Raw genomic sequence first — 23,273 nt, 5'->3', positions numbered from 1 at the left:
GAGCGCAATGCGCTGCTCCGGATCGAACGCCAGCCCGATGCAGGCCAGCAGGCACAGCGCAAAGCCGAGGATTGGCGTCAGCGGGTAGCCGGGCGCGCGGTATTTCAGGCCGCTTATTGGCTGGCCGCTGCGCAGGTAGGCGCGGCGGAAAGCAAAGTGGGCCGCGCAGATGCTCAGCCACACTGCCACTACCGCAAAACCGGAGATCGCCGACAGGGCGACGAACACCGTGTCCGGCGCGATCACGCTGGTCAGCAGCGCCAGCACGCCACCGAGCATGCTGAAGGTCAGGGCGTTGATCGGAATGCCGCGCGCATTGACGCGCGCAAAGTAGGCCGGCAGGGTGCGCTGGTGGGCCAGCGACCACAGCATGCGCCCCGAGGCGTACAGGCCGGAGTTGGCCGCCGACAGGATGGCGGTCAGGATCACGAAGTTGAAGATATCGGCGGCGTAAGGCACGCCGATGCGTTCAAACACCAGCACGAACGGGCTTTTGACGATCCCCGCCTGATCCATCGGGATCAACGCTGCCAGCACGAAGACCGTACCGATAAAGAACAGCATCAGGCGGATCACCGTAGTGCGGATCGCCAGCGGCACGACTTTTTCCGGGTTCTCGGTTTCACCGGCGGCGATGCCGATCAGCTCCGTACCGGAGAAGGCGAAGTTCACCGCCACCATGGTCATCAGGATCGGCAGCGTGCCGTGCGGCAGCCAGCCGGAAGCGGTCAGGTTATGCAGGAACGGCGCCGGCGTGCCGTCTTTCATCGGCAGCAGGCCGAACATGGCGGCGCCGCCCAGAATGATAAACGCCAGAATGGTCACCACTTTGATCAGCGAAAACCAGAATTCGCTTTCGGCGAAAAAGCGGGTGGTCACCACGTTGAGCAGGAAAATGGCCGCGCAGAAGATCAGGCACCACAGCCACACCGGCGACTGCGGGAACCAGTACTGCATGCAGAATCCGGCGGCGGTCAGGCTGGAGCCGAGCGCCACCGTCCAGGTGAGCCAATACAGCCAGGCGACGGCATAGCCGGTGGCCGGCCCCAGATAGCGCGAAGCATAGACGTGAAAAGCGCCGGTTTCCGGCATCGCCACCGACAGCTCGCCCAGGCACAGCATCACCAGATACACCACCAGCGCGCCGATCAGGTAGGCCAGCAGTGTGCCGAGCGCCCCGGTGGTGGAGATGATGTAGCCGGTGTTGAAAAACAGCCCGGTGCCGATCACGCCGCCCAGCGATAGCATCACCAGGTGCCGGGCCTTCATGCTGCGTTTGAACTGTCCTGCGGCGGGTGCCGATGGTTGCATAATAATCTATCCGTATAGACGTCTAAATATCTGAATGGCTATTGGTTATACCCGCAATGCTTTTTCAACGCAATGCGCAGCCGGCGATCGCCGCGTAAAAAAATCGTTAAGTCGGATCTATATGCAAATGATAATTATTATCTATAATGTCGCCATTTTCGATAATGGGGCAACATGATGAGATACCTGATTTTATTGGCGGCGTTGGCGCTCGGCGCCTGCAGCCAGGCGCCGGTGAAGGCGCCGGCCAACGACGTCGCGAGTTTGGGGAGCATCACCGATCTGCACAGCGGCGCGACCCTGACGCCGGAGCAGCTGTTGACGCGGCTGGCGCAGCAGCCGCGGGTGATCCTGGGGGAGAAGCATGATAATCCTTACCACCATCAGATTGAGCAATGGCTGGTGCAGCAGCTGCCGCTGCGGCGGCCGCAGGGCAGCGTGCTGATGGAGATGATCAACCCGAACCAACAGGCGCAGGTCGACAAGGTCAAGCAGTGGTTGCAGAGCGATCCCACGGTGCGTGACGGCCGCGTAGCGGAGCTGATCGCCTGGCAGCCAGGCTGGAAGTGGGAGCTGTATAGCGGGGTGACGATGGCGGCGATGCGCGCGCCTTACCCGCTGTGGTCGGCCAACCTGGATCGCAGCGAGATTACGGCGTTCTATCAGCAGCCGCAGTTCCCGGCGGGGCAGCTATCGGCGCAGCCGGCGGTGCGCAAGGCGCTGGAAGAGACCATCCGCACTTCGCACGGCGGCCAGATTGAGGCCGACCAGCTGCAGGCGATGTTGGCGATCCAGCAGCAGCGCGACCGGCGCATGGCGGAACGTCTGCTGGCGGCGCCGACGCCCGCGCTGCTGATCGCCGGTGGCTATCACGCCGCCAAATCGGTGGGGGTGCCGCTGCACGTGCGGGATCTGCAACCGGCGGCGGCGCCGACGGTGCTGATGTTGGCGGAGCCGGGCGTACAGGTCGATGCGAACACCGCAGACTACCTGTGGATCACACCATCAGTGAAATGAATACGTTAAGACAGTGAAAAGGGGTGTTAATTATAGTTGCAAATGATTATCATTAGTAAATGTGATCTGCAATCATTCGCAATTAAGCAAGCTAATGCCCCTATGTTAAGTCAGTCTTACTCCCTCCCGGCCTTTGAACTGCCGCAGCCGCGCTGGGCGCGCGGCCTGCTGCTCGCCCTGGCGGCGCACGCGGCGTTGGTGCTGCTGTTTTACTGGCCGCAGACGGCGCTGGAGCCGGTGGTACTGCCACCGCCGGCGGTGATGATGAGCTGGGCGGCGCAGATTGAAGCGCCGGAAAGCAAGCCGCTGCCGCTGGGCGTGCAGCAGGCGGAATCCGCCGCGGCGCAGCCTGCGGAGCAGCAGCAACAGCCGGATCTGCCCAAGCTGGCGCGCGCCGAGAATGCGAAAATCGTGACGGCGCAGAAGAAGCGCGCCGAACACCGCCCCCCGCAAAAATCGCAGCCGAAGCCGCAGGAACAGGCCAAAGAGACGCGCAATGCCGCCGCGTCCAGCGCCGCCGCGCCGCAGGCGCAGACGCTTTCCCATCAGACCGCCGCACCGATCAACAGCGACGCCAACAGCAACGCGCAGGCCAAACTGTCGTGGGAGAGCCTGGTGAAAGGCAAACTGAACCGCATCAAGGATTATCCTTTGGATGCCCGCAGCCGCCGGCGCAGCGGCATGCCGCAGGTCAGCTTCAGCGTCGACGCGCAGGGGCGGGTCTCGAACGTCATGCTGCAGGTGCGTTCCGGCACCGCGTCGCTGGATCGGGAAGCGGTGGCGGTGGTGTCACGCGCCCAGCCGTTGCCGCCGCCGCTGCCGGAGATGCTGCAGCAGGGAGCCGTCAAGGTGACGATGCCGATCGATTTCAATCTGGCGGAGCTGAATGCCCGCCGTTAATGCCCGCAGGCGCCGCATCGCCGTCGTGCGCCTCTTCAAACTTCGTGAGGGATTATGAATCCGCTGTTATTCACCCCGCGCCGTCGCATCGCGGCCGCGCTCTGGCTTTCTTTAGGCATCGCCGGCGCCGCGCTGGCGCAACCGCAGCCGCCATTGGCGGAACGCGCGCCGAAAGCGCTGACGGCGCACGGCGAGACGCGCACCGACGATTACTACTGGCTGCGCGACGACAGCCGAAAAGAGCCGAAGGTGCTGGACTACCTGAAGGCGGAGAACCGCTACACCGAGCAGATGATGGCGCCGTACCAGAAGCTGCGCGCCACGCTGTATCAGGAGATGCTGGGCCGCATGAACCCTGACGATCGTTCGGTGCCGTATCAGCTCAACGGCTATCGCTATCAGGAAAGCTACGCCGCCGGTAAAGATTTCGCGCTGTATCAGCGCCAGGCGCTCACCGCCGACGCGCCGTGGCAAACCTTGCTGGACGCCAATCAGCGCGCGGCCGGCCACGCCTACTATCGCCTGGGGGCGATGGACGTCAGCCAGGACAACCGCCGGCTGGCGGTGGCCGAAGATCTGCAGGGCCGCCGCCAATACCGCATCTCCCTGCGTGAGATAGGCAGCGAACGCTGGTCGCCGGAAACGCTGGAAAACACCTCCGGCAACATGGTGTGGGCCAACGACAACCAAACCCTGTTCTACGTGCGCAACCACCCGCAAACGCTGTTGCCATACCAGGTTTATCGCCATCAGTACGGTACGCCGACGGCGGAAGATAAGCTGGTGTACCAGGAAAACGATCCGGCGTTCTACCTCAGCCTCGGCCGCTCGTCCTCGCGCGATTACCTGATTCTGACCATCAGCGGTAACACCACCTCCGAGGTGCGCCTGATCGACGCCAACCAGCCGCAGCGCGAGCCGCAGCTGTTCGCCGCCCGGCAGAACGGCCGCGAGTATTACCTCGATCACTACCGCGGCGAGTTCTACCTGCGTTCTAACCATCAGGATCCGAACTTTGGCCTGTACCGCACGGCGGCGGCGGGCAAACCCTGGCAGACGCTGATCGCGCCGCAGGCGCAGCACGAGGTGGAGAGCTTCAGCCTGTTCCGCGACTGGCTGGTGGTGCAGGAGCGCGCCAACGGGCTGGTGCAGCTGCGGCAAATCAGCTGGGACGGCAAAACCGAGCGCGCCATCCCGTTCGATGACGCCAGCTACATGGCCTGGCTGGGCTATAACCCGGAGCCGGACAGCGATCGGTTGCGCTACGGCTATTCGGCGATGACCACGCCGACCCGCACCTATGAGTGGGATCTGAACAAGGGCGAGCGCACCCTGCTGAAGCAGCAGGAGGTGAAAGGCGTCGATCCGAGCCTGTATCACAGCGAGCGCATCTGGGTCACGGCGCGCGACGGCGTGAAGGTGCCGGTCTCGCTGGTGTACCGCACATCGCTGTTCAAAAACGGGCATAACCCGCTGCTGGTGTACGGCTACGGCGCTTATGGCATGAGCATGGATCCGGCGTTCAGCGCCAACCGCATCAGCCTGCTGGATCGCGGCTTCGTCTATGCGCTGATCCACGTGCGCGGCGGCGGCGAGCTGGGGCAGAGCTGGTACAAACAGGGCAAGCTGACGCATAAACCGAACAGCTTCAACGACTTCATCGACGCCACCCAGGCGCTGATCAAAGACGGCTACGGCCAGCCGGGGCGCATCTACGCCATGGGCGGCAGCGCCGGCGGCTTGCTGATGGGGGCGGTGATCAATCAGGCGCCGCAGCTGTACAACGCGGTGGTGGCGCAGGTGCCGTTCGTCGACGTGGTGACCACCATGCTGGACGACAGCATTCCGCTGACCACCGGGGAATACGAGGAGTGGGGCAACCCGCACCAGCCGGCCGCCTATGCGCTGATGAAGTCCTACAGCCCGTACGACAACGTGCGCAAGCAGCGTTACCCGAACCTGCTGGTTACCAGCGGCTTGTACGACTCGCAGGTGCAGTATTGGGAGCCGGCCAAATGGGTGGCGAAGCTGCGGCGCTTCAAGCAGGGCGATTCGCTGCTGCTGCTCTCCACCGACATGACCGCCGGCCACGGCGGCAAATCGGGCCGCCTGGCGCGGCTGGAAAACGGCGCGCTGGAGTATGCCTTTATTCTGGCGGCGGACCGGCAGGCGCAGAAATAACCTTTAGCGCCGCAGCACGCTGCGGCGCAATAAAACAATAACAACCTTTTACCGCGCTTTCGGCGGGCTTTTTGCTGGGCATTGTCGGCCATCAAACCTTATTGGCTATTTCTGGGGATATATGAAAATCAAAATGATAGCGAGCCTGATCGGCGCGGGACTGGCGCTGTACGGGCCGGCTGCGGCCGCGCAGGAACAGGCGGAAAATAATAAAGGCAGCGTGGCGTTCAGCCCGCTCAACGTCTCGGCCGCCGACAGCGGCAAGAGCAGCGAAAAAGACGCATTGGCCCGGCCGGGCGCGTTTAGCTCGCGCGATGAAAACAAGAATCTGGAGTCGGTGGACAGCATTCTGCGCAGCATGCCGGGCACCTATACCCAGATCGATCCCGGCCAGGGATCGGTCAGCGTCAATATTCGCGGCCTGAGCGGCTTTGGCCGGGTCAACACCATGGTCGACGGCATCACGCAAAACTACTACGGCAACTCGCCGAGCGACGCAGCGCACGGGGGATTGCCCACCAGCCAGTTCGGGGCGCTGATCGATCCTAACTTTATCGTCGGCGTCGACGTGGCGCGCGGCAATGCCACCGGCTCCGCAGGGGTGAACGCCCTGGCGGGCAGCGCCAACTTCCGCACTATCGGCGTGGACGACGTGGTGTTTTCCGATAACCCGTTCGGCGTGCGCACCAAATTCTCGGTGGGCAATAACGGCATCGGCCGCAGCGGCATGATCGCCGTGGGTGCCAAAACCGCCGCCTTTGCCGACGGCGGCAGCCTGGGAGCGATGGCAGCGATCAGCGGCAGTTCCATCACCTCCAACTACAAAAACGGCGCCGGTTTCGACAGCGAGGTGTTCAACGTTGATAAAACCTACCGCCAGAACCCGAAATCCCAGCTGTTTAAGGTGGACATCAAGCCGGATGCCTTTAACAGCATCGAACTGTCGGCGCGCAGCTACCAGAATAAAATCACCCGCCGCCACATCGACAGCGACGATTTTTACCTTAAATATCACTACGCGCCGTTCTCGGAGCTGATCGATTTCAACCTGACCGCCAGCACCAGCCGGGGTGAGCAGAAATTCATGTCCAACAACATGGCGGGCTTTAGCGACAGCACGGCGAAAAACATCTCTGATGCGCTGGATATCAACAACACCAGCCGTTTCAGCCTGCAGGATGTCGATTTCGCCTTCAGCTACGGCGGCAAGCTGGTGCGCAACGAGTATAAGAAAAAGGCCTCCGGTTTGGTGACGGATGACAATCAGGCGGAAAGCATGCCGGTGGGAATGTCGGGCAAGCAAGATATTTCCAGCCTGTATAGCGGGTTGCAGGCCAACTACGGCATCTGGCAGGGGAATTTCGATCTGAACTACACCGCCTATCGCCTCTCCGGCTATAAGCCAGCCTGTGACGAGCGCGTAGAGTGCTTCCCGCAGGGCGCCGGCAATATCAACCGCAACGAACACGGCTTCAACCCGTCGGTCATGCTGTCGGCGCAGGTAACGCCGTGGCTGCAACCGTTCGTCAGCTACAGCAAGTCGATGCGCGGGCCGAATATCCAGGAGGTGTTCTTCGCCAACAGCGGCGGCCAGTCGATGAACCCGTTCCTGAAGGGCGAAAAAGCGGAGACCTGGCAGGGCGGTTTCAATGCCAATGCCCACGATCTGTTGTTCAAGCAGGACAGTTTCCAGCTGAAAGCGGTCTATTTCGAAACCAGAATCAAAAACTACATATCCAGCCAAACCTACCTGGTGTGTAAAAACCGCCAGAAGTGCAACCGCTCGCAGGCGACGCAGGAAGAGTGGGATAACGCGGACGTCAACGTAAGCATGACCATGTACAGTAACGCCCCCGAACCGGTCAAAATGCGCGGGGTGGAGCTCGAAGCGCTGTACGACGCCGGTTTCGCCTTCACCAAGCTGTCGTTAAGCAAGGAGCATACCTCCCAGCCGACCAACCAGGCTAGCAACGTGTTCGGCGCGGGCGATGTCAGCGAACTGCCGGAATTCTACTTCACGCTGGACAGCGGGGTACGCTTGCTGGACGAGAAACTGACGCTGGGCGGGGTAGTGAAATACACCGGCAAATCGGTGCGCCTGTCGCCGGACTCTGATTACGATGAGAATGAGCAGTTGCTGAAAGAGCCGGCGCCGCATATTCCGACCATTATCGATCTGTACGGCACCTATCAGGTGAATCGCAATCTGCTGTTGAAGCTCAGCGTGCAAAACCTGATGGACAAAGACTACTCGGACGCGCTGAACAAGATGAACTCGCTGCCGTCGCAGTCGCAGTATGAGACGCCGACCAACACTGCCCGTGGACGCACCTATATCTTCGGCGGGGAGGTGCGCTTCTAAACCGCAGCGGAGCAGGGCGCAGTCACTGCGCCCGTTTCGCCTGCAGCAGCCATTTGTCCAGCTCGTTGGCGAACTGCTGGCGGTCGCGCTGGTTCAGCGCGTTCGGGCCGCCGGTCTGAATGCCGCTGGCGCGCAGGGTATCCATAAAATCGCGCATGTTGAGGCGCTCGCGGATGGTGTCCGGCGTATAGCGTTCGCCGCGCGGGTTCAGCGCCACCGCGCCTTTCTCTATCACCTCCGCCGCCAGCGGAATGTCGGCGGTGATCACCAGATCGCCCGCTTCGCAGCGGCGCACGATCTCGTTGTCGGCCACGTCGAAGCCGGCCGCGACTTGCAATGAACGAATGTACTTCGACGGCGGTGTGCGCAATGGCTGGTTCGCCACCAGCGTCACGGTGATGGCGGTACGATCGGCGGCGCGGAACAGCACCTCTTTGATCACGTTCGGACAGGCGTCCGCATCGACCCAAATCTGCATCATTTCGGCTCCTGCAGCCAGTCGCGCACCGGCAGGAAATCGCGCGCCAGCGCCGCTTCCGGGCTGTCGCCTTCCGGCTGGTAGTTATATTCCCAACGCACCAGCGGCGGCATCGACATCAGAATGGACTCGGTGCGCCCGCCGGTTTGCAGCCCGAACAGCGTGCCGCGATCCCACACCAGGTTGAACTCCACGTAGCGGCCGCGACGGTACAGCTGGAACTGGCGCTCGCGCTCGCCCCAGCTCAAGGCCTTGCGTTTTTCGACGATCGGCAGATAGGCGTCGAGGAAGCCCTGGCCCACCGCGCGGGTGAAAGCGAAGCAGTGGTCGAAGTCCGGGGTGTTCAGATCGTCGTAGAACAGGCCGCCGATGCCGCGTGCTTCGTTGCGATGCTTGATGAAGAAGTAATCGTCGCACCATTGCTTGTATTTCGGGTAGACCTCGTCGCCGAACGGCGCACACAGTTCGGCCGCGGTGCGGTGCCAGTGCACGGCATCCTCTTCGAAGCCGTAGAACGGCGTCAGATCAAAGCCGCCGCCGAACCACCACACCGGCGCTTCGCCCGGCTTTTCGGCGATGAAGAAACGCACGTTGGCGTGGCTGGTGGGCACATAAGGGCTGAGCGGATGGATAACCAACGAGACGCCCATCGCCTGGAAGCTGCGCCCGGCCAGTTCCGGACGGTGCGCGGTGGCCGAGGCCGGCAGGGTGGCGCCGGAGACGTGCGAGAAGTTGACCCCCGCCTGTTCGAACACCGCGCCGTTGGTCAGCACGCGGCTGCGGCCACCGCCGCCTTCTTCACGCGTCCATTGGTCTTCGGTGAACACGGCGCCGCCGTCGGCCTGGGCGAGCTGCGCGCAGATATGATCCTGCAGCGCCAGCAGGAAGGATTTTACTTCAGCGATGTTAGGTAAACTCATGCGGGGTCTTTATAGCGTCTGGCTGAACAAGGCGCTGAGTATACTCTTATTCGCCGCCCGCGGCATCAGCGGGGTTTGCGCTGGTGGGCGTCGAAGTAGTCGAAGAAGTTGACGATGCCGTCCGCGATGGCGCGGGCTATTTTCTCGCGAAACGCGGTGGTGCCCAGCAGCCGCTCTTCGTTCGGGTTGGTGATGAACGAGGTTTCCACCAGCACCGAGGGGATGGATGGGGATTTTAACACCGCGAACGCCGCCTGTTCGGTGCTGTCGCTGTGCAGGTGGTGTACCGGGCGGATCTGGCCGAGCACGTGGCGGCCGAGCGTCAGGCTGTTGTTGATGGTGTCGGTTTGCACCAAATCGAACAGCACCTGCTGCAGGTAGTTGTCCTGATCCTTGTACTTGCCGCCCGCCACGTCGTCGGCGGCGTTTTCACGGTTGGACAGGTAGCGCGCCATGGCGCTGCTGGCGCCGCGGTTGGAGAGGGCGAACACCGAAGCGCCGGAGGCCGATGGGCTGGTAAAGCCGTCGGCGTGAATCGAAATGAACAGGTCGGCCTGGTGCTGGTGGGCGATCTCCACCCGCTGGAACAGCGGAATGAATTCGTCTTCTTCGCGCGTCAGGCGCGCTTCGACGTGATCATGCTCATGCAGAAAACGGCGCACGTGGTTGGCGATTTCCAGCACGATGTGTTTTTCCTGCGAGCCTTCGTGGCCGACCGCGCCGGAGTCGATGCCGCCGTGGCCGGGATCGATCATCACCAGCTTTTTGCCGCCGGCCGGTTTCGCCGCCGGTTTGCTGTGCTGATTGCGCAGCAGGCCTTCCGCCCTGGCGCTGCGGTTTTTCACGCCGAACAGCGCTACCGCCAGGCCGGAAAGCAAAAGTTGGCGTCGCGTCGGGGAAACGGTAAGCGGCTTAAGATTGAGGAATTGTTTACCCTGCTTTTTCATTACGCAACGCTCCATCGACGTTTCTATTTTGCGACGTTATATCGTATTGATAATCATTAATCGACCCGATAACTATTTCCATTTATTACGCCTGTTACCGGCGATTTCTGGGCAAATAGCGCGGTAAATCGCAGTTTGATATTGCGTAAGTGAATAATCACGCGATAATCAGATAAACACCTTAATTAACAGCGGCCAACATCGATGGAAATTCGCGTATTTCGACAAGACGACTTTGAAGAGGTCATTACCCTGTGGGAGCGCTGCGATCTGCTGCGGCCCTGGAACGATCCGGAAATGGACATCGAGCGCAAGCTGAACCACGATCCGGAGCTGTTCCTGGTGGCGGAAGTCGGCGGCGAAGTGGTCGGTTCGGTGATGGGCGGTTATGACGGCCACCGCGGCTCGGCGTATTACCTCGGGGTGCATCCCGACTATCGCGGGCGCGGCATCGCCAATGCGTTGATCAATCGTCTGGAGAAGAAGCTGATCGCCCGCGGCTGCCCGAAGATCCAGATTATGGTGCGCGAAGACAACGACACGGTGGTCGAGATGTACGAGAAGCTCGGCTACGAGATCCAGGGTATCACCAGCCTGGGCAAGCGGCTGATCGAAGATCAGGAATATTGATCGAGCGGCGGGCGGCGGCGTTGCACCGCCCGCCACAGTGCATTATGGCAGCTTTTTGACGGTTTTCACGTCCACTTCGACGCTGCTCCAGTCTTTATCCACTTTGCCTTCCAACTGCACCTTGTCTTTCGGCGTAACGGTTTGGCCGTTCCAGCGTTTGCGATCGATATCGACCGTCAGGGTGCCGGTGGCGTCGCGGAAGGTATAGGTTTCGTCGCCGATGCGCTGCTCGATGTTGCCCTGCAGCATCACCCAGGTGTCGTCGCTCATCGATTTCACCTTGTCCACGGTGGTCAGCGCCGCGCTGGGGCCGGAGAAACCGCCTTGTGCGGTGGTTTGCGTTTGGGCCTGCGGCGCGGCCGGATCGAGGAACCCGCCTTGTTGCGCCAGTACCGGTGCGCTGCACAGCGCGATCAGAGCGGCCAGAGTCAGTTTTTTCATGTTGCGCTTCCTTATCGTTATCGAAAATCACATCCCGCTGATATCGGGTTGCTTGCTCAGTGATAAGGATTAAAACACGCCGATCTTAAGAGCTTCTTAAGCCGACGCATTGAAATTCACGCCGCCGGCGCCCATCTGTAGCCATAGTCTTTATTCTGTTGGCAAGGAACGATCGTTGAAGCCATTCTCACCCCGGTTTTCCCCGGACGATTACGACCAGCACGGCGCGCTGCGGCTGCCGCTGGGATTTTGGGCCGTGCTGATACTGCAGGCGCGCACCTGGCTGCTGTTCGTGATGGCCGGCGCTTCGCGTGAGCAGGGTGAAAGCTTGCTGGCGCTGTTTTATCCGGATACCCAACGCTTTTGGTACGGCATGCTGCTCGGCCTGCCGGCGGCGCTGGCGTTTTTGCTGAGCGGCCGCCGCCACCAATGGCCGCGGCTGTGGCGCGGCTGGCGTTGGGGGCTGATTATCTCCGTGCTGGCGTCCCTCGGCGGCTCGCTGTTCAGCCTGTGGCGCCAGGACGGCGATGCGCCGGGGCTGGAGCTGGCGTTGGCGCTGCTCGATGCGCTGGCGCTGAGCTATCTGCTGTTGAATGCGCGCCTGAAAGCCTGTTTTGCGCCGGCGGAGCACGCCGACTAATTGCCGAGAAGTGCGGCACTTTTCGCATTTTCCGCACTCCAAGCTGGCAACCGTTGGCGTAGTGCGGGCCGTTGTGAGAGGCTGGCACGCAGCAAAACGCCGAGTGCGGCAGGAGCGGATTACCGCCCCGTGCCATTGATGTTTAAGGAGCTAGAGATGAATATTCGCCCCCTGTTGTTAGGGCTTCCGCTGTTACTGACCGGCTGTTCGAGCATGTCCAATTTCTCCTGGTCCAGCCTGTCGCCGTTCAACTGGTTCGGCAGCAGCCTGGAGGTCGGCGCCAAGGGCGTCGGCAAGCTCAACGCCGGCACGCCGATGTCGGAAAGCGCCATCAACGACGGGCTGGACGGCAACTACCGCCTGCGCGGCGGCATGGCGACCAGCAACGGCCAGATCGTCTCTTATTACCAGGCGCTGTCCGGCGACGAAGTGAAGCTGGTGATCACCGGCGAGCCGAAAGGGCACGTGCAGCGGGTAGACGTAATGGATCAGAAAGTGGCGACGGAGTGGGGCAACAAGCTCGGCACGCCGTTCGGCGATATGTACAGCAAGGCGTTTGGCTCCTGTAAACCGGGCAGCGGCGAAGACGCCGGCAAAGTGGAGTGCGTGGCGGAGCAGAGCAAGTACGTTACCTATATCTTCAGCGGCAAGTGGGCCGGGGCGCAGGATATCATTCCGCCGGACGACACCCTGAAAAGCTGGACGGTCAGCAAAATCATCTGGCACGCCAAGCCGCAGCAGTAATGTGTTCAACGGGCGCCGGTTCGCGGCGCCTGCCTTTTCAAGCCATTACCCCTATTTTCTTTGCGCTGCTGCAAGGCAATCGCCCGTGCTTGCGGTATGATAGCGCGCGTTTGTAACAGGGAACCCGCGCGTCAACCGCCATACCTTACCTGTTGCCGGATTCTGGTATTGAGGATAACAACATGACACAGGTTCAGAGCGGCATTCTGCTGGAGCACTGCCGTTTCGCCATTTTTATGGAAGCCACCGTACAGGGCGAATTCGCCGACTTGCGCCAGGGCTGCAAACAGTTTTGTCAGACGCTGAGCGAGCTGCAGCAGCAGTTTCCCGATGCGCGCCTCGGCGCGGTGATCGCTTTCGGCTATGACGTTTGGCACGATCTTTCCAACGGCCAGGGCGCGAAAGAGCTGAAGCCGTTCACGCCGCTCGGCAAAGGGCTGGCACCGGCCACCCAGCGCGATATGCTGATCCACATTCAGTCGCTGCGTCACGACGTCAACTTCACGCTGGCGCAGGCGGCACTGGCGGCGTTCGGCAACGCCATCAAGATTGAAGAAGAAACCCACGGTTTCCGCTGGGTGGAAGAGCGCGATCTGAGCGGTTTCATCGACGGTACCGAAAACCCGCAGGGCGAGCAGCGCCCGGCAGTGGCGACGATCGCCGAAGGCGAAGAGGACGCAGGTGGCAGCTACGTGCTGGTGCAGCGCTACGAGCACAACCTGCGCCAGTGGCAGCGCTTTACCACCGAACAGCAGGAGCAGATCATCGGTCGCACCAAGCAAGACAGCGAAGAGCTGCCGGCCGATCAGCGCCCGGATACCTCGCACGTCAGCCGCGTCGATCTGAAAGAGAACGGCAAGGGCCTGAAAATTCTGCGCCAGAGCCTGCCTTATGGCACCGCCAGCGGCAAGCACGGCCTGTTCTTCATCGCCTATTGCGCACGCCTGCACAATATCGAGCAGCAGCTGCTGAGCATGTTCGGCGATCTGGACGGCAAACGCGACGCGATGCTGCGTTTCAGCCGTGCGGTTACCGGCAGCTACTACTTTGCGCCATCGCTGACGCGCCTGCTGTCACTTTGACGCCGTTGCCGAAGCCGGCGCGCCCGGCTTCGGCCCGTTTTCCCGCCCCGAAAACGCCTCGCATTCCCTGTCTTATAGCGTTTGATGCTTGTAAATCACTAAACGGTATATAAAAGCGTTACAGCTCCGCACCGAGTTATAAATACACTGGTCGTCAATAAGGCGAAAGCCTGAAGGAATGACTCAGTGATAAGGTGCAGAATGAAACAAAACCGGGTTAAAAATCTCGTGCTGAAAGGTTGGCTGGCGGCTGCGCTGTTGGCGAGCGGCGCCGCGTCGGCGGCGGAATTGCTGAACAGCTCTTATGACGTTTCCCGTGAATTGTTCGTCGCGCTGAATCCCGGCTTTGAACAGCAGTGGAATCAACAGCATCCGAACGACAAGCTGACCATTAAACAATCGCACGCCGGTTCCTCCAAGCAGGCGCTGGCGATCCTGCAGGGCCTGCGTGCCGACGTGGTGACGTACAACCAGGTGACCGACGTGCAGATCCTGCACGATCGCGGGCAGCTGATCCCGGCGGACTGGCAGGCGCGCCTGCCGAACAACAGCTCGCCGTTCTATTCCACCATGGCGTTTCTGGTGCGCAAGGACAACCCGAAGGGCATCCACACCTGGAACGATCTGGTGCGCGACGACGTGAAGCTGGTGTTCCCTAACCCGAAAACCTCCGGTAACGGCCGTTACACCTATCTGGCCGCCTGGGGCGCCGCCAATCAGGCCGACGGCAACGATCCGGCCAAGACCCGCGCCTTCATGACCCGCTTCCTGAAAAACGTGCTGGTGTTTGATACCGGCGGCCGCGGCGCGACCACCACCTTCGTCGAGCGCGGCTTGGGCGACGTGCTGATCAGCTTCGAGTCCGAAGTGAACAACATCCGCAAGCAGTACGGTGAGGACAAGTACGAAGTGATCGTGCCGCCGGTCGATATTCTGGCGGAGTTCCCGGTGGCCTGGGTCGACAAAAACGTCGAGCGCAACGGTACCGAACAGGCGGCCAAAGCCTATCTGAACTATCTCTACAGCCCGGCGGCGCAGCAGGTGATCACCAGCTTCTACTACCGCGTGTATGACCAGAAAGCGATGGCGGCGGCGAAGGGGCAATTCCCGGACACCCAACTGTTCCGCGTGGAAGATCAATTCGGCGGCTGGCCGCAGGTGATGAAAACCCACTTCGCCACCGGCGGCGAGCTGGATCAGCTGTTAGCGGCAGGGCGCAAGTAAATGTTGGCGTTGTCGTCCAGTAAGCGGGTGCTGCCCGGATTTGGCCTCAGCCTCGGCAGCAGCCTGTTTTATACCTGTTTGATCCTGCTGTTGCCGCTCACCGCGCTGGTGATGCAGCTGGCACAGATGAGCCTGGCGCAATACTGGGAAGTAATTTCCAACCCGCAGGTGGTGGCGGCGTATAAAGTGACGCTGCTGGCGGCCGGCGTCGCCAGCCTGTTTAACGCGGTGTTCGGCATGCTGATGGCCTGGATCCTGACGCGCTACCGTTTTCCCGGTCGTTCGCTGCTGGACGGCCTGATCGATCTGCCGTTCGCACTGCCGACCGCAGTGGCCGGCCTGACGCTGGCGGGGCTGTTTTCCACCACTGGCTGGTACGGTCAGTGGCTGGCGCACTTCGACATCAAGGTCACCTTTACCTGGCTTGGGATCGCGGTAGCGATGGCGTTCACCAGCCTGCCGTTTGTGGTGCGCACCGTGCAGCCGGTGCTGGAAGAGCTGGGGCCGGAATACGAAGAGGCGGCCGAGACGCTGGGCGCTACGCGCTGGCAGAGTTTCCGCCGCGTGGTGTTGCCCGAGGTGGCACCGGCATTGCTGGCCGGCACCGCCATCTCCTTTACCCGCAGCCTGGGCGAGTTTGGCGCGGTGATTTTCATCGCCGGCAACATCGCCTGGAAGACGGAAGTGACCTCGCTGATGATTTTCGTGCGTTTGCAGGAGTTCGATTACCCGGCGGCCAGCGCCATCGCCTCGGTGATCCTGGCGGCGTCGCTGCTGCTGCTGTTCAGCATTAACGTATTGCAAAGCCGCTTCGGCAGACGTTTGGGAGGAGGGCACTGATGGCCGATGTTTCCGCCTTCAACGGCGCCGAGCGCCCGCGCGTCAACTGGGGCAAGTGGACGCTGATCGCCATCGGCACGCTGTTCTCGGTGCTGCTGCTGGTGGTGCCGATGATGTCGATTTTCGCCGAGGCCTTTTCCAAAGGGTTCGGCGCGATGTGGAGCAACTTGCTCGATCCGGACATGCTGCACGCCATTTGGCTGACGGTCTTGATCGCGCTGATCACCGTGCCGTTCAACCTGGTGTTCGGCACGTTGCTGGCGTGGCTGGTGACGCGCTTCACCTTCCCCGGCCGCCAGCTGCTGCTGACGCTGATCGATATCCCGTTCGCCGTTTCACCGGTGGTGGCGGGGCTGATTTACCTGCTGTTTTACGGCAGCAATGGCCTGCTGGGTGGCTGGCTGGATGCGCATAACATCCAGATCATGTTCTCCTGGCCGGGCATGGTGCTGGTGACCATTTTCGTTACCTGCCCCTTCGTGGTGCGCGAGCTGGTGCCGATGATGCTCAGCCAGGGCAGCCAGGAAGACGAGGCCGCGATTCTGCTGGGGGCGTCCGGCTGGCAGATGTTCCGCCGCGTGACGCTGCCCAACATTCGCTGGGCGCTGCTGTACGGCGTGGTGCTGACCAACGCGCGCGCCATCGGCGAGTTCGGCGCGGTGTCGGTGGTGTCCGGTTCGATTCGCGGCGAAACCTACAGCCTGCCGCTGCAGGTCGAGCTGTTGCAGCAGGATTACAACACCGTCGGCTCCTTTACCGCCGCCGCCCTGTTGACCCTGATGGCGATCGTTACTCTATTTTTGAAGAGCGCGCTGCAGTGGCGTCTGGAACGTCAAAACGCGCGTCTCGAGCGGGAGGAAAATCATGAGCATTGAGATTAACGGCATCAACAAGTACTTCGGTCGCACCAAGGTATTGAACGATATCTCGCTCGATATTGCTTCTGGCGAGATGGTGGCGCTGCTCGGGCCGTCCGGTTCCGGCAAGACCACGCTGCTGCGCATCATCGCCGGGCTGGAAAGCCAGAGCGGCGGCAAGCTGGGCTTCCACGGCACCGACGTCAGCCACATGCACGCGCGCGACAGGCGCGTGGGCTTCGTGTTTCAGCACTATGCGCTGTTCCGCCACATGACGGTGTTCGACAACATCGCCTTCGGCCTGACCGTGCTGCCGCGCCGCGAGCGGCCGAACGCCGCGGCGATCAAACAGAAAGTCACCCAACTGCTGGAGATGGTGCAACTGGGCCACCTGGCCAACCGCTATCCGTCGCAGCTGTCCGGCGGCCAGAAACAGCGTGTGGCGCTGGCGCGTGCCCTGGCGGTGGAACCGCAAATCCTGCTGCTGGACGAACCGTTCGGCGCGCTGGATGCACAGGTGCGCAAAGAGCTGCGCCGTTGGCTGCGTCAACTGCACGAAGAGCTGAAGTTCACCAGCGTATTCGTTACCCACGATCAGGAAGAGGCGATGGAAGTGGCTGACCGCATCGTGGTGATGAGCCAGGGCAATATCGAACAGGTCGGGTCGCCGGTCGAAATCATGCGCGAACCGGCGAGCCGTTTCGTGCTGGAATTCATGGGGGAAGTGAACCGCCTGAACGGCGAAATTCGCGGCTCTCAGCTGTTCGTCGGCGCGCACCAGTGGCCGTTGTCGTTCCAGCCGATGCACCAGGGCAGCGTCGATCTGTTCCTGCGCCCGTGGGAAATGGAAGTGGCGACCGAAAGCAGCGAGCGCTGCCCGCTGCCGGTTCAGGTGCTGGAAGTCAGCCCGCGCGGCCACTTCTGGCAGCTGACGGTGCAGCCGATCGGCTGGCATCAGGAACCGATAAGCCTAGTGCTGCCGGAGGGCAACGCCACGCCGGTGCGCGGCGGCCGTTACTACGTTGGCAGCCTCAATGCGCGGCTGTATGCCGGCGATCAACTGCTGCAACCTGTTGCGTTAGCCAAAAGCGCCTGATAGGTTTTAGCAGCCCTTTTCTTCAAGGCAACCCCCGGGTTGCCTTTTTACTTTACGCACACCAACACACAGGCAAAGATCGTGACAACGCTCGAACAATGCATCGGGAACACCCCGCTGGTACAACTGCAACGGCTGGCCGCCCAGGCGGGCAGCGAGGTATGGGTCAAACTGGAAGGCAATAACCCGGCGGGATCGGTGAAGGATCGCGCTGCGTTGGCGATGATCCAGCAGGCGGAGCTGCGCGGCGAGATCAAGCCCGGCGACGTGCTGATTGAGGCCACCAGCGGCAACACCGGCATTGCGCTGGCGATGATTGCTGCATTGAAAGGCTATACGCTGAAGCTACTGATGCCAGAGAACATGAGCCTGGAGCGGCAGGCGGCGATGCGCGCCTACGGTGCCGAGCTGATCCTGGTCAGCCGTGAACAGGGAATGGAAGGGGCGCGCGATCTGGCGCTGGAGATGCAGCGCCAGGGGCAGGGTAAGGTGCTGGATCAGTTCAACAATCTCGACAATCCCTACGCCCATTTCACCACCACCGGCCCAGAGATCTGGCGCCAGACCGAAGGGCGCATCACCCACTTCGTTTCCAGCATGGGCACCACCGGCACCATTACCGGCGTGGGCGGTTACCTGAAGAGCCAGAATCCGCAGGTGCAGATCATCGGCCTGCAGCCGGCAGAAGGCAGCAGCATCCCCGGCATTCGCCGTTGGGCGCCCGCTTACCTGCCGGGCATTTTCCGCCCGGAGCTGGTGGATCAGGTGCTGGATATCGAGCAGCGCGATGCCGAGCAGACCATGCGCCAGCTGGCGCAGCGTGAAGGCATCTTCTGCGGCGTCAGCTCCGGCGGCGCGGTAGCCGGCGCCCTGCGCGTCGCGGCGGCCCATCCCGGCAGCGTCGTGGTGGCGATCGTCTGCGATCGAGGTGACCGTTACCTCTCCACCGGCGTGTTCGACTGAATGTGCCCTCCCGGCGGTGCGTTCCGCCGGGAAAACCCTTCTCACTTCCCTTTTGACCGACGGCATAGCCGGCCCGCCTGCGCGATGGCCAGCGCCTGTCGGCATGCCAATACCCTGACAGAAGTAGAGAAATTGCGCGACAGCAGCCACACTAACGATGGCGAGACGCGAACCTCGATGTGTAAGGATTGAGTAAAACCGGCTGCGGGCCGGCGGAATTGGCGGGAAAATAACGAAAATCGGTGAAGGAGCAAGGCATGAAAATTTTACTGGTCGACGATGACCTGGAGCTTGGCACCATGCTGAGCGAATACCTGACCGGCGAAGGCTTCGACGCCACGCTGGTGCTGACCGGCAAGGCGGGGGTTGAGGGCGCGCTGTCGGGCGACTATACCGCGATGATCCTCGACATCATGCTGCCGGACATGAGCGGCATCGACGTGCTGCGCGACGTGCGTAAAAAGAGCCGGCTGCCGATCATCATGCTGACCGCCAAAGGCGACAACATCGATCGGGTGATTGGCCTGGAGATGGGCGCCGACGATTACATGCCCAAACCGTGCTACCCGCGCGAATTGGTGGCGCGTCTGCGCGCGGTGCTGCGCCGTTTCGAAGAGAGGCCGCAGGAGGCGGACGACGAAGCCGCCATCAGCTTCGGCGAGCTGACGCTGAACCCTTCAACCCGCAGCAGCGAATGGCGCGGTAAGGCGTTTGATCTGACGGCTTCGGAATTCAATCTGCTGGAGCTGTTGCTGCGCGCGCCGGATCGCGTGGTGTCGAAGGATGAATTGTCCGAGAAGGGGCTGGGGCGCCCGCGCGAGGCCTATGATCGCAGCGTGGACGTGCATATCAGCAATATCCGCCAGAAGCTGAGCGCGCTGGCCGGCAATACGCTGAGCATCGAGACGGTGCGCAGCATCGGCTATCGCATTCGGTAACCTGACATGCGCGGAAGACTGTTCTGGAAAATTTTGCTCGGCTTTTGGCTGACCTTCCTCATCATGACGCAGGCCCTGTGGGTGGCGTTTTCTTTGTATGGCGACCGCTATGTGCCGCCGGAAAACGCCATGGCGCGGCGGGTCATCGGCCTGCAGCTGACCTCGGCGGCTACCCAGTTGCGCAGCGGCGGCATGCCGGCGCTGGAAGCCCTGATGCGCGATTGGCCCGAGGACGACAGGCGTTTGCTGTCGGTGACGCCGATGACCCAACCGCCGCCGCCCGCGCCGGAAGAACCGGTATTTGAAGGGCGGCGGATGCCGAAGGAAATCTCTGCCTGGGTGCAGACCGGGGAAGGGCAGGGATACTGGCTGAGCTATAACGTGCGCGGGCTGCGGGAAGAGTATTGGCCGGAGCGGCGTTCCCATTTCTTCAACATTCCTGCGCCGATGCTGTGGGTCGGCGGGCTGGGCGGTTTGCTGTTCAGCGCCGTGCTGGCCTGGAACCTGACCCGGCCGATGCGTCAGCTGCGCGGCGGTCTGGATCGGGTGGCGCAGGGCGATCTGTCGGTGCGGCTGTTCCCGAAAATGCGCCGCCGTCATGACGAGCTGTCCGACGTGGCGCGCGATTTCGACACCATGGCTGAGCGGCTGGAGCTGCTGGTCAGCGCCCGCGAGCAGTTACTTCATGACGTTTCGCACGAGCTGCGTTCGCCGCTGGCGCGCCTGCAGCTGGCGATCGGCCTGGCGCGGCAGAATGCCGGCAACGTCGAAACCTCGCTCAAGCGCATCGAACACGAGTCGGGGCGGCTGGATAAGATGATCGGCGAGCTGCTGGCGCTGTCGCGCGCCGAACACAGCAGCCTGCCGGACGAGGAGTATTTCGATCTGTACGGCCTGGTGGATGCGGTGGTGAGCGATGCACGCTACGAGGCGCAGGTGCCCGGCGTGGATATCGTGCTGCAGGCCGAGTCGGACGTGGAGTACACCGTCAAGGGCAATGCGGAGCTGATGCGGCGAGCGGTGGATAACATCGTGCGTAATGCGCTGCGCTTTTCCAGCCACGGCCAGCGGGTGACGGTGGCGCTGACGCGCGTTGATAACCAGTTCCAGATCGCGGTCAGCGATCAGGGGCCGGGAGTCGAGGAGGCGAAGCTGTCGAGCATTTTCGATCCGTTCGTGCGCGTGAAGTCGGCGCTGTCGGGCAAGGGTTACGGCCTGGGGCTGGCGATCACCCGCAAGGTGGTGCTGGCGCACGGCGGCCAGGTTGAGGCGCGCAACGGCGATAAAGAGGGGCTGGTCATTACCCTGCGTATCCCGCGCTGGCCGTCATAACGTAGCGAAATCGGGATACGACGAAGGAGATAAAAAAAACGGCGCCGAGGGCGCCGTTTTTCTTGCTCATTCGCGATTATTTCTTGATGCGGATGATCGGGGTTTCGCCAACGGTCACGCTGCCGGACAGTTTGATCAGCTCTTTGATCTCGTCCATGTTGGAGATAACGACCGGCGTCAGGGTAGACTTGGCTTTCTCTTCCAGCAGAGGCAGGTTGAACTCGATAACCACGTCACCTTTCTTGACGCGCTGACCTTCTTCGGCGATGCGTTTGAAGCCTTCGCCTTTCAGTTCTACGGTATCGATGCCGAAGTGGACGAACAGCTCAATGCCGCTGTCGGATTCGATAGAGAATGCATGGTTGGTTTCGAAAATCTTACCGATGGTGCCGTCAACCGGAGCAACCATTTTGTTGCCGGCCGGTTTGATGGCGATACCGTCGCCAACGATTTTTTCAGCGAACACTACGTCCGGCACATCTTCGATATTGACGATTTCGCCAGAAAGGGGAGCGACGATCTCGATAGTGCCCGTGTCTTTCTTGTCATCAGAAACCAGAGATTTCAGTTTATCGAACAAACCCATGATCTTCTCCTAAGCATTAAATTGGGCGGCGTTCCAGTGTCGTGGAAGTTTAGCAGAGCGTTTTTTCTTCGATGAATTTATTGACGCAATTCATCAGGTCTTGTGCCGTTGGCTGTGCCAAGGCCTGCGCTGCCAACGCCTTCACATCTTCGAAATTCGTGTTACGAATAATTTTCTTGATGCGCGGGATTGAAATCGCACTCATGCTGAACTCATCCAGCCCCATGCCCAATAACAACAGTGTAGCACGCTCATCGCCAGCCAGTTCGCCGCACATGCCGGTCCACTTGCCTTCCGCGTGAGATGCATCAATAACCTGTTTGATCAGGCCAAGCACTGATGGGGACATCGGGTTATAGAGATGAGAAATCAGCTCGTTGCCGCGATCTACCGCCAGAGTATACTGGGTTAGATCGTTTGTCCCAATACTAAAGAAGTCGACTTCTTTCGCCAGGTGGTGAGCGATGACCGCCGCAGCCGGTGTTTCCACCATCACGCCCACTTCGATGCTCTCGTCAAACGCCTTGCCTTCTTCGCGCAGTTGCGCTTTCAGCGTCTCGATTTCGCCTTTCAGGTCGCGCACTTCTTCCACGGAGATGATCATCGGGAACATGATGCGCAGTTTGCCGAACGCCGAGGCACGCAGGATGGCCCGCAGCTGGGCGTGCAGGATTTCACGGCGGTCCATCGCGATGCGGATGGCGCGCCAGCCGAGGAACGGGTTCTCTTCCTTCGGCAGGTTCATGTACGGCAGGTCTTTGTCGCCGCCGATGTCCATGGTGCGGACGATCACGGCCTGCGAGCCCATGGCTTCCGCCACGGCTTTATAAGCCTGGAACTGCTCGTCTTCGGTCGGCAGCGAGTCGCGGTCCATGAACAGGAATTCGGTACGATACAGGCCGACGCCTTCCGCGCCGTTGCGCTCTGCACCCGCGACGTCGCGCACGGTGCCGATGTTGGCGCAGACTTCAACCTGATGGCCGTCCAGCGTAATCGCCGGCAGGTCCTTCAGCTTGGCCAGATCGTTTTTCTCGGTGATGTATTGGTTCTGGGCGGCTTTCAGCTGATCGATAACGTCAGCGGTCGGGTTAACGTAAATTTTGTTGTTAACCGCATCCAGAATCAGGTAGTCGTCGTTTTTCACCTGCTTGGTCACGTCGCTGGTACCGACGATCGCCGGCAGCTCCAGGGAGCGCGCCATGATAGAGGTGTGGGAAGTCCGGCCGCCGAGATCGGTAATGAAGCCCAGCACTTTGTCCAGGTTCAGCTGCGCGGTCTCTGACGGGGTCAGATCGGTGGCCACCAGGATCACTTCGTCCTGAATGGAGCCCAGATCGACGATCGGCATGCCCAGGATGTTCTGCAGCAGGCGCTTACCGATGTCGCGCACGTCGGCGGCGCGCTCTTTCAGGTATTCGTCGTCCAGCTCTTCCAGCGCTTTCGCCTGACCTTCGATCACGGTGTAGGCGGCGGCGTCTGCGGAGGCCAGATCGTCTTTGATTAGGGCTATGATTTCCTGCTCAAGCTCTTCGTCTTCCAGCAACATGATGTGGCCTTCGAAGATAGCTTCCTTCTCTTCGCCGAAGGTTTCGCCAGCTTTGGTCTTGATCGCTTCCAGCTGTTCGGACGCTTTCGCGCGGCCGGCCAGAAAACGCGAGACTTCCTGCTCTACTTGATCAGCAGAGATTTTTTTCCGGTTGATGACAATGTCGTCTTCTTTCAGCAAGAGAGCCTTACCAAAAGCGATGCCCGGTGATACTAAAATGCCTGAAATCATAACCCTA

General features: G+C 61.2%; 22 protein-coding genes. 15 read left to right on the top strand and 7 right to left on the bottom strand.

Annotated features, from left to right (window positions below):
- Nucleotides 1-1,311, bottom strand: a 1,311-nt coding sequence (mmuP, locus tag ACJ8QI_RS14230) for an S-methylmethionine permease (RefSeq protein ID WP_442532680.1), incomplete at its 3' end; no start/stop codon positions are given.
- A 177-nt stretch (nucleotides 1,312-1,488) separates the two neighbouring features.
- Between mmuP and ACJ8QI_RS14225 the strand changes: the two genes are divergently transcribed.
- The 4 genes from ACJ8QI_RS14225 to ACJ8QI_RS14210 all read left to right on the top strand — a co-directional run bounded on the left by ACJ8QI_RS14225 (nucleotide 1,489) and on the right by ACJ8QI_RS14210 (nucleotide 7,771).
- Nucleotides 1,489-2,328 carry a ChaN family lipoprotein gene (locus ACJ8QI_RS14225; protein WP_187322735.1) on the top strand — a complete coding sequence of 280 codons (840 nt, stop codon included), beginning with the start codon at nucleotides 1,489-1,491 and terminating at the stop codon, nucleotides 2,326-2,328.
- A 102-nt stretch (nucleotides 2,329-2,430) separates the two neighbouring features.
- Nucleotides 2,431-3,228 carry an energy transducer TonB family protein gene (locus tag ACJ8QI_RS14220; RefSeq protein ID WP_442532679.1) on the top strand — a complete coding sequence of 266 codons (798 nt, stop codon included), beginning with the start codon at nucleotides 2,431-2,433 and terminating at the stop codon, nucleotides 3,226-3,228.
- A 54-nt stretch (nucleotides 3,229-3,282) separates the two neighbouring features.
- Nucleotides 3,283-5,409, top strand: coding sequence for a S9 family peptidase (locus tag ACJ8QI_RS14215; protein ID WP_080435372.1), 2,127 nt, complete (start codon nucleotides 3,283-3,285; stop codon nucleotides 5,407-5,409).
- A 121-nt stretch (nucleotides 5,410-5,530) separates the two neighbouring features.
- Nucleotides 5,531-7,771 carry a TonB-dependent receptor domain-containing protein gene (locus ACJ8QI_RS14210; protein ID WP_060419815.1) on the top strand — a complete coding sequence of 747 codons (2,241 nt, stop codon included), beginning with the start codon at nucleotides 5,531-5,533 and terminating at the stop codon, nucleotides 7,769-7,771.
- A 22-nt stretch (nucleotides 7,772-7,793) separates the two neighbouring features.
- On the opposite strand, the gene ACJ8QI_RS14205 is transcribed toward ACJ8QI_RS14210, so the two are convergent.
- The 3 genes from ACJ8QI_RS14205 to amiA form a co-directional block, all read right to left on the bottom strand.
- Nucleotides 7,794-8,249, bottom strand: a complete 456-nt coding sequence (locus ACJ8QI_RS14205) for a YaiI/YqxD family protein (protein ID WP_004936514.1) — start codon at nucleotides 8,247-8,249, stop codon at nucleotides 7,794-7,796.
- Nucleotides 8,249-9,169 (bottom strand): oxygen-dependent coproporphyrinogen oxidase, encoded by a 921-nt coding sequence (hemF, locus tag ACJ8QI_RS14200; protein ID WP_060419818.1) that lies wholly within the window; start codon nucleotides 9,167-9,169, stop codon nucleotides 8,249-8,251. The genes ACJ8QI_RS14205 and hemF overlap by 1 nt, the downstream gene beginning before the upstream one ends.
- A 65-nt stretch (nucleotides 9,170-9,234) precedes the next feature.
- Nucleotides 9,235-10,116 (bottom strand): N-acetylmuramoyl-L-alanine amidase AmiA, encoded by an 882-nt coding sequence (gene amiA / locus ACJ8QI_RS14195; protein ID WP_442532678.1) that lies wholly within the window; start codon nucleotides 10,114-10,116, stop codon nucleotides 9,235-9,237.
- A gap of 204 nt (nucleotides 10,117-10,320) precedes the next feature.
- Between amiA and ACJ8QI_RS14190 the strand changes: the two genes are divergently transcribed.
- A complete protein-coding gene (locus ACJ8QI_RS14190) occupies nucleotides 10,321-10,746 on the top strand; it encodes a GNAT family acetyltransferase (protein WP_004936504.1) in 426 nt (141 codons plus the stop codon).
- Nucleotides 10,747-10,788: 42 nt separating this feature from the next.
- Here ACJ8QI_RS14190 and ACJ8QI_RS14185 read toward each other — a convergent pair whose 3' ends face one another.
- Entirely contained in the window at nucleotides 10,789-11,187 is a 399-nt protein-coding gene (locus tag ACJ8QI_RS14185) for a YgiW/YdeI family stress tolerance OB fold protein (RefSeq protein ID WP_049198414.1), read from the bottom strand.
- A 175-nt stretch (nucleotides 11,188-11,362) separates the two neighbouring features.
- On the opposite strand from ACJ8QI_RS14185, the gene ACJ8QI_RS14180 reads away from it, so the two are divergent.
- From ACJ8QI_RS14180 to ACJ8QI_RS14135, 10 genes are all read left to right on the top strand, one after another.
- Nucleotides 11,363-11,827, top strand: coding sequence for a DUF2919 domain-containing protein (locus ACJ8QI_RS14180; RefSeq protein WP_060439267.1), 465 nt, complete (start codon nucleotides 11,363-11,365; stop codon nucleotides 11,825-11,827).
- A gap of 156 nt (nucleotides 11,828-11,983) precedes the next feature.
- Nucleotides 11,984-12,571, top strand: a complete 588-nt coding sequence (locus tag ACJ8QI_RS14175; RefSeq protein ID WP_038881279.1) for an RpoE-regulated lipoprotein — start codon at nucleotides 11,984-11,986, stop codon at nucleotides 12,569-12,571.
- Nucleotides 12,572-12,753: 182 nt separating this feature from the next.
- Complete coding sequence (locus ACJ8QI_RS14170; RefSeq protein WP_060419825.1) at nucleotides 12,754-13,653, top strand: Dyp-type peroxidase; 900 nt, start codon at nucleotides 12,754-12,756, stop codon at nucleotides 13,651-13,653.
- Between the two features lie 201 nt (nucleotides 13,654-13,854).
- A complete protein-coding gene (locus tag ACJ8QI_RS14165; protein WP_047730138.1) occupies nucleotides 13,855-14,877 on the top strand; it encodes a sulfate ABC transporter substrate-binding protein in 1,023 nt (340 codons plus the stop codon).
- Nucleotides 14,878-15,717 carry a sulfate/thiosulfate ABC transporter permease CysT gene (cysT, locus tag ACJ8QI_RS14160; protein ID WP_019453852.1) on the top strand — a complete coding sequence of 280 codons (840 nt, stop codon included), beginning with the start codon at nucleotides 14,878-14,880 and terminating at the stop codon, nucleotides 15,715-15,717.
- The gene (gene cysW, locus ACJ8QI_RS14155; RefSeq protein WP_025303787.1) at nucleotides 15,717-16,592 is read left to right on the top strand and encodes a sulfate/thiosulfate ABC transporter permease CysW; all 876 of its coding nucleotides are present in this window, start codon (nucleotides 15,717-15,719) and stop codon (nucleotides 16,590-16,592) included. Before cysT ends, cysW begins: the two co-directional genes overlap by 1 nt.
- Nucleotides 16,582-17,670 carry a sulfate/thiosulfate ABC transporter ATP-binding protein CysA gene (cysA, locus tag ACJ8QI_RS14150; protein WP_063988895.1) on the top strand — a complete coding sequence of 363 codons (1,089 nt, stop codon included), beginning with the start codon at nucleotides 16,582-16,584 and terminating at the stop codon, nucleotides 17,668-17,670. The genes cysW and cysA overlap by 11 nt, the downstream gene beginning before the upstream one ends.
- 81 nt (nucleotides 17,671-17,751) lie before the next feature.
- Complete coding sequence (gene cysM, locus ACJ8QI_RS14145) at nucleotides 17,752-18,633, top strand: cysteine synthase CysM (protein WP_033638551.1); 882 nt, start codon at nucleotides 17,752-17,754, stop codon at nucleotides 18,631-18,633.
- 257 nt (nucleotides 18,634-18,890) lie between these two features.
- Nucleotides 18,891-19,571 carry a response regulator transcription factor gene (locus ACJ8QI_RS14140; RefSeq protein WP_038881296.1) on the top strand — a complete coding sequence of 227 codons (681 nt, stop codon included), beginning with the start codon at nucleotides 18,891-18,893 and terminating at the stop codon, nucleotides 19,569-19,571.
- A gap of 6 nt (nucleotides 19,572-19,577) precedes the next feature.
- Nucleotides 19,578-20,903 carry an ATP-binding protein gene (locus ACJ8QI_RS14135; protein ID WP_442532677.1) on the top strand — a complete coding sequence of 442 codons (1,326 nt, stop codon included), beginning with the start codon at nucleotides 19,578-19,580 and terminating at the stop codon, nucleotides 20,901-20,903.
- 76 nt (nucleotides 20,904-20,979) lie between these two features.
- On the opposite strand, the gene crr is transcribed toward ACJ8QI_RS14135, so the two are convergent.
- Entirely contained in the window at nucleotides 20,980-21,489 is a 510-nt protein-coding gene (gene crr / locus ACJ8QI_RS14130; protein ID WP_004936467.1) for a PTS glucose transporter subunit IIA, read from the bottom strand.
- 49 nt (nucleotides 21,490-21,538) lie between these two features.
- Complete coding sequence (gene ptsI / locus ACJ8QI_RS14125; RefSeq protein WP_015378671.1) at nucleotides 21,539-23,266, bottom strand: phosphoenolpyruvate-protein phosphotransferase PtsI; 1,728 nt, start codon at nucleotides 23,264-23,266, stop codon at nucleotides 21,539-21,541.
- Nucleotides 23,267-23,273: the final 7 nt, after the last annotated feature.

It is taken from the genome of Serratia sp. CY84636 (assembly GCF_052166245.1).
Classification (GTDB): Bacteria; Pseudomonadota; Gammaproteobacteria; order Enterobacterales; family Enterobacteriaceae; genus Serratia; species Serratia nevei.
Note: the sequence above shows the minus strand (reverse complement) of the source record. Positions and strands in the feature narration are given on the sequence as shown.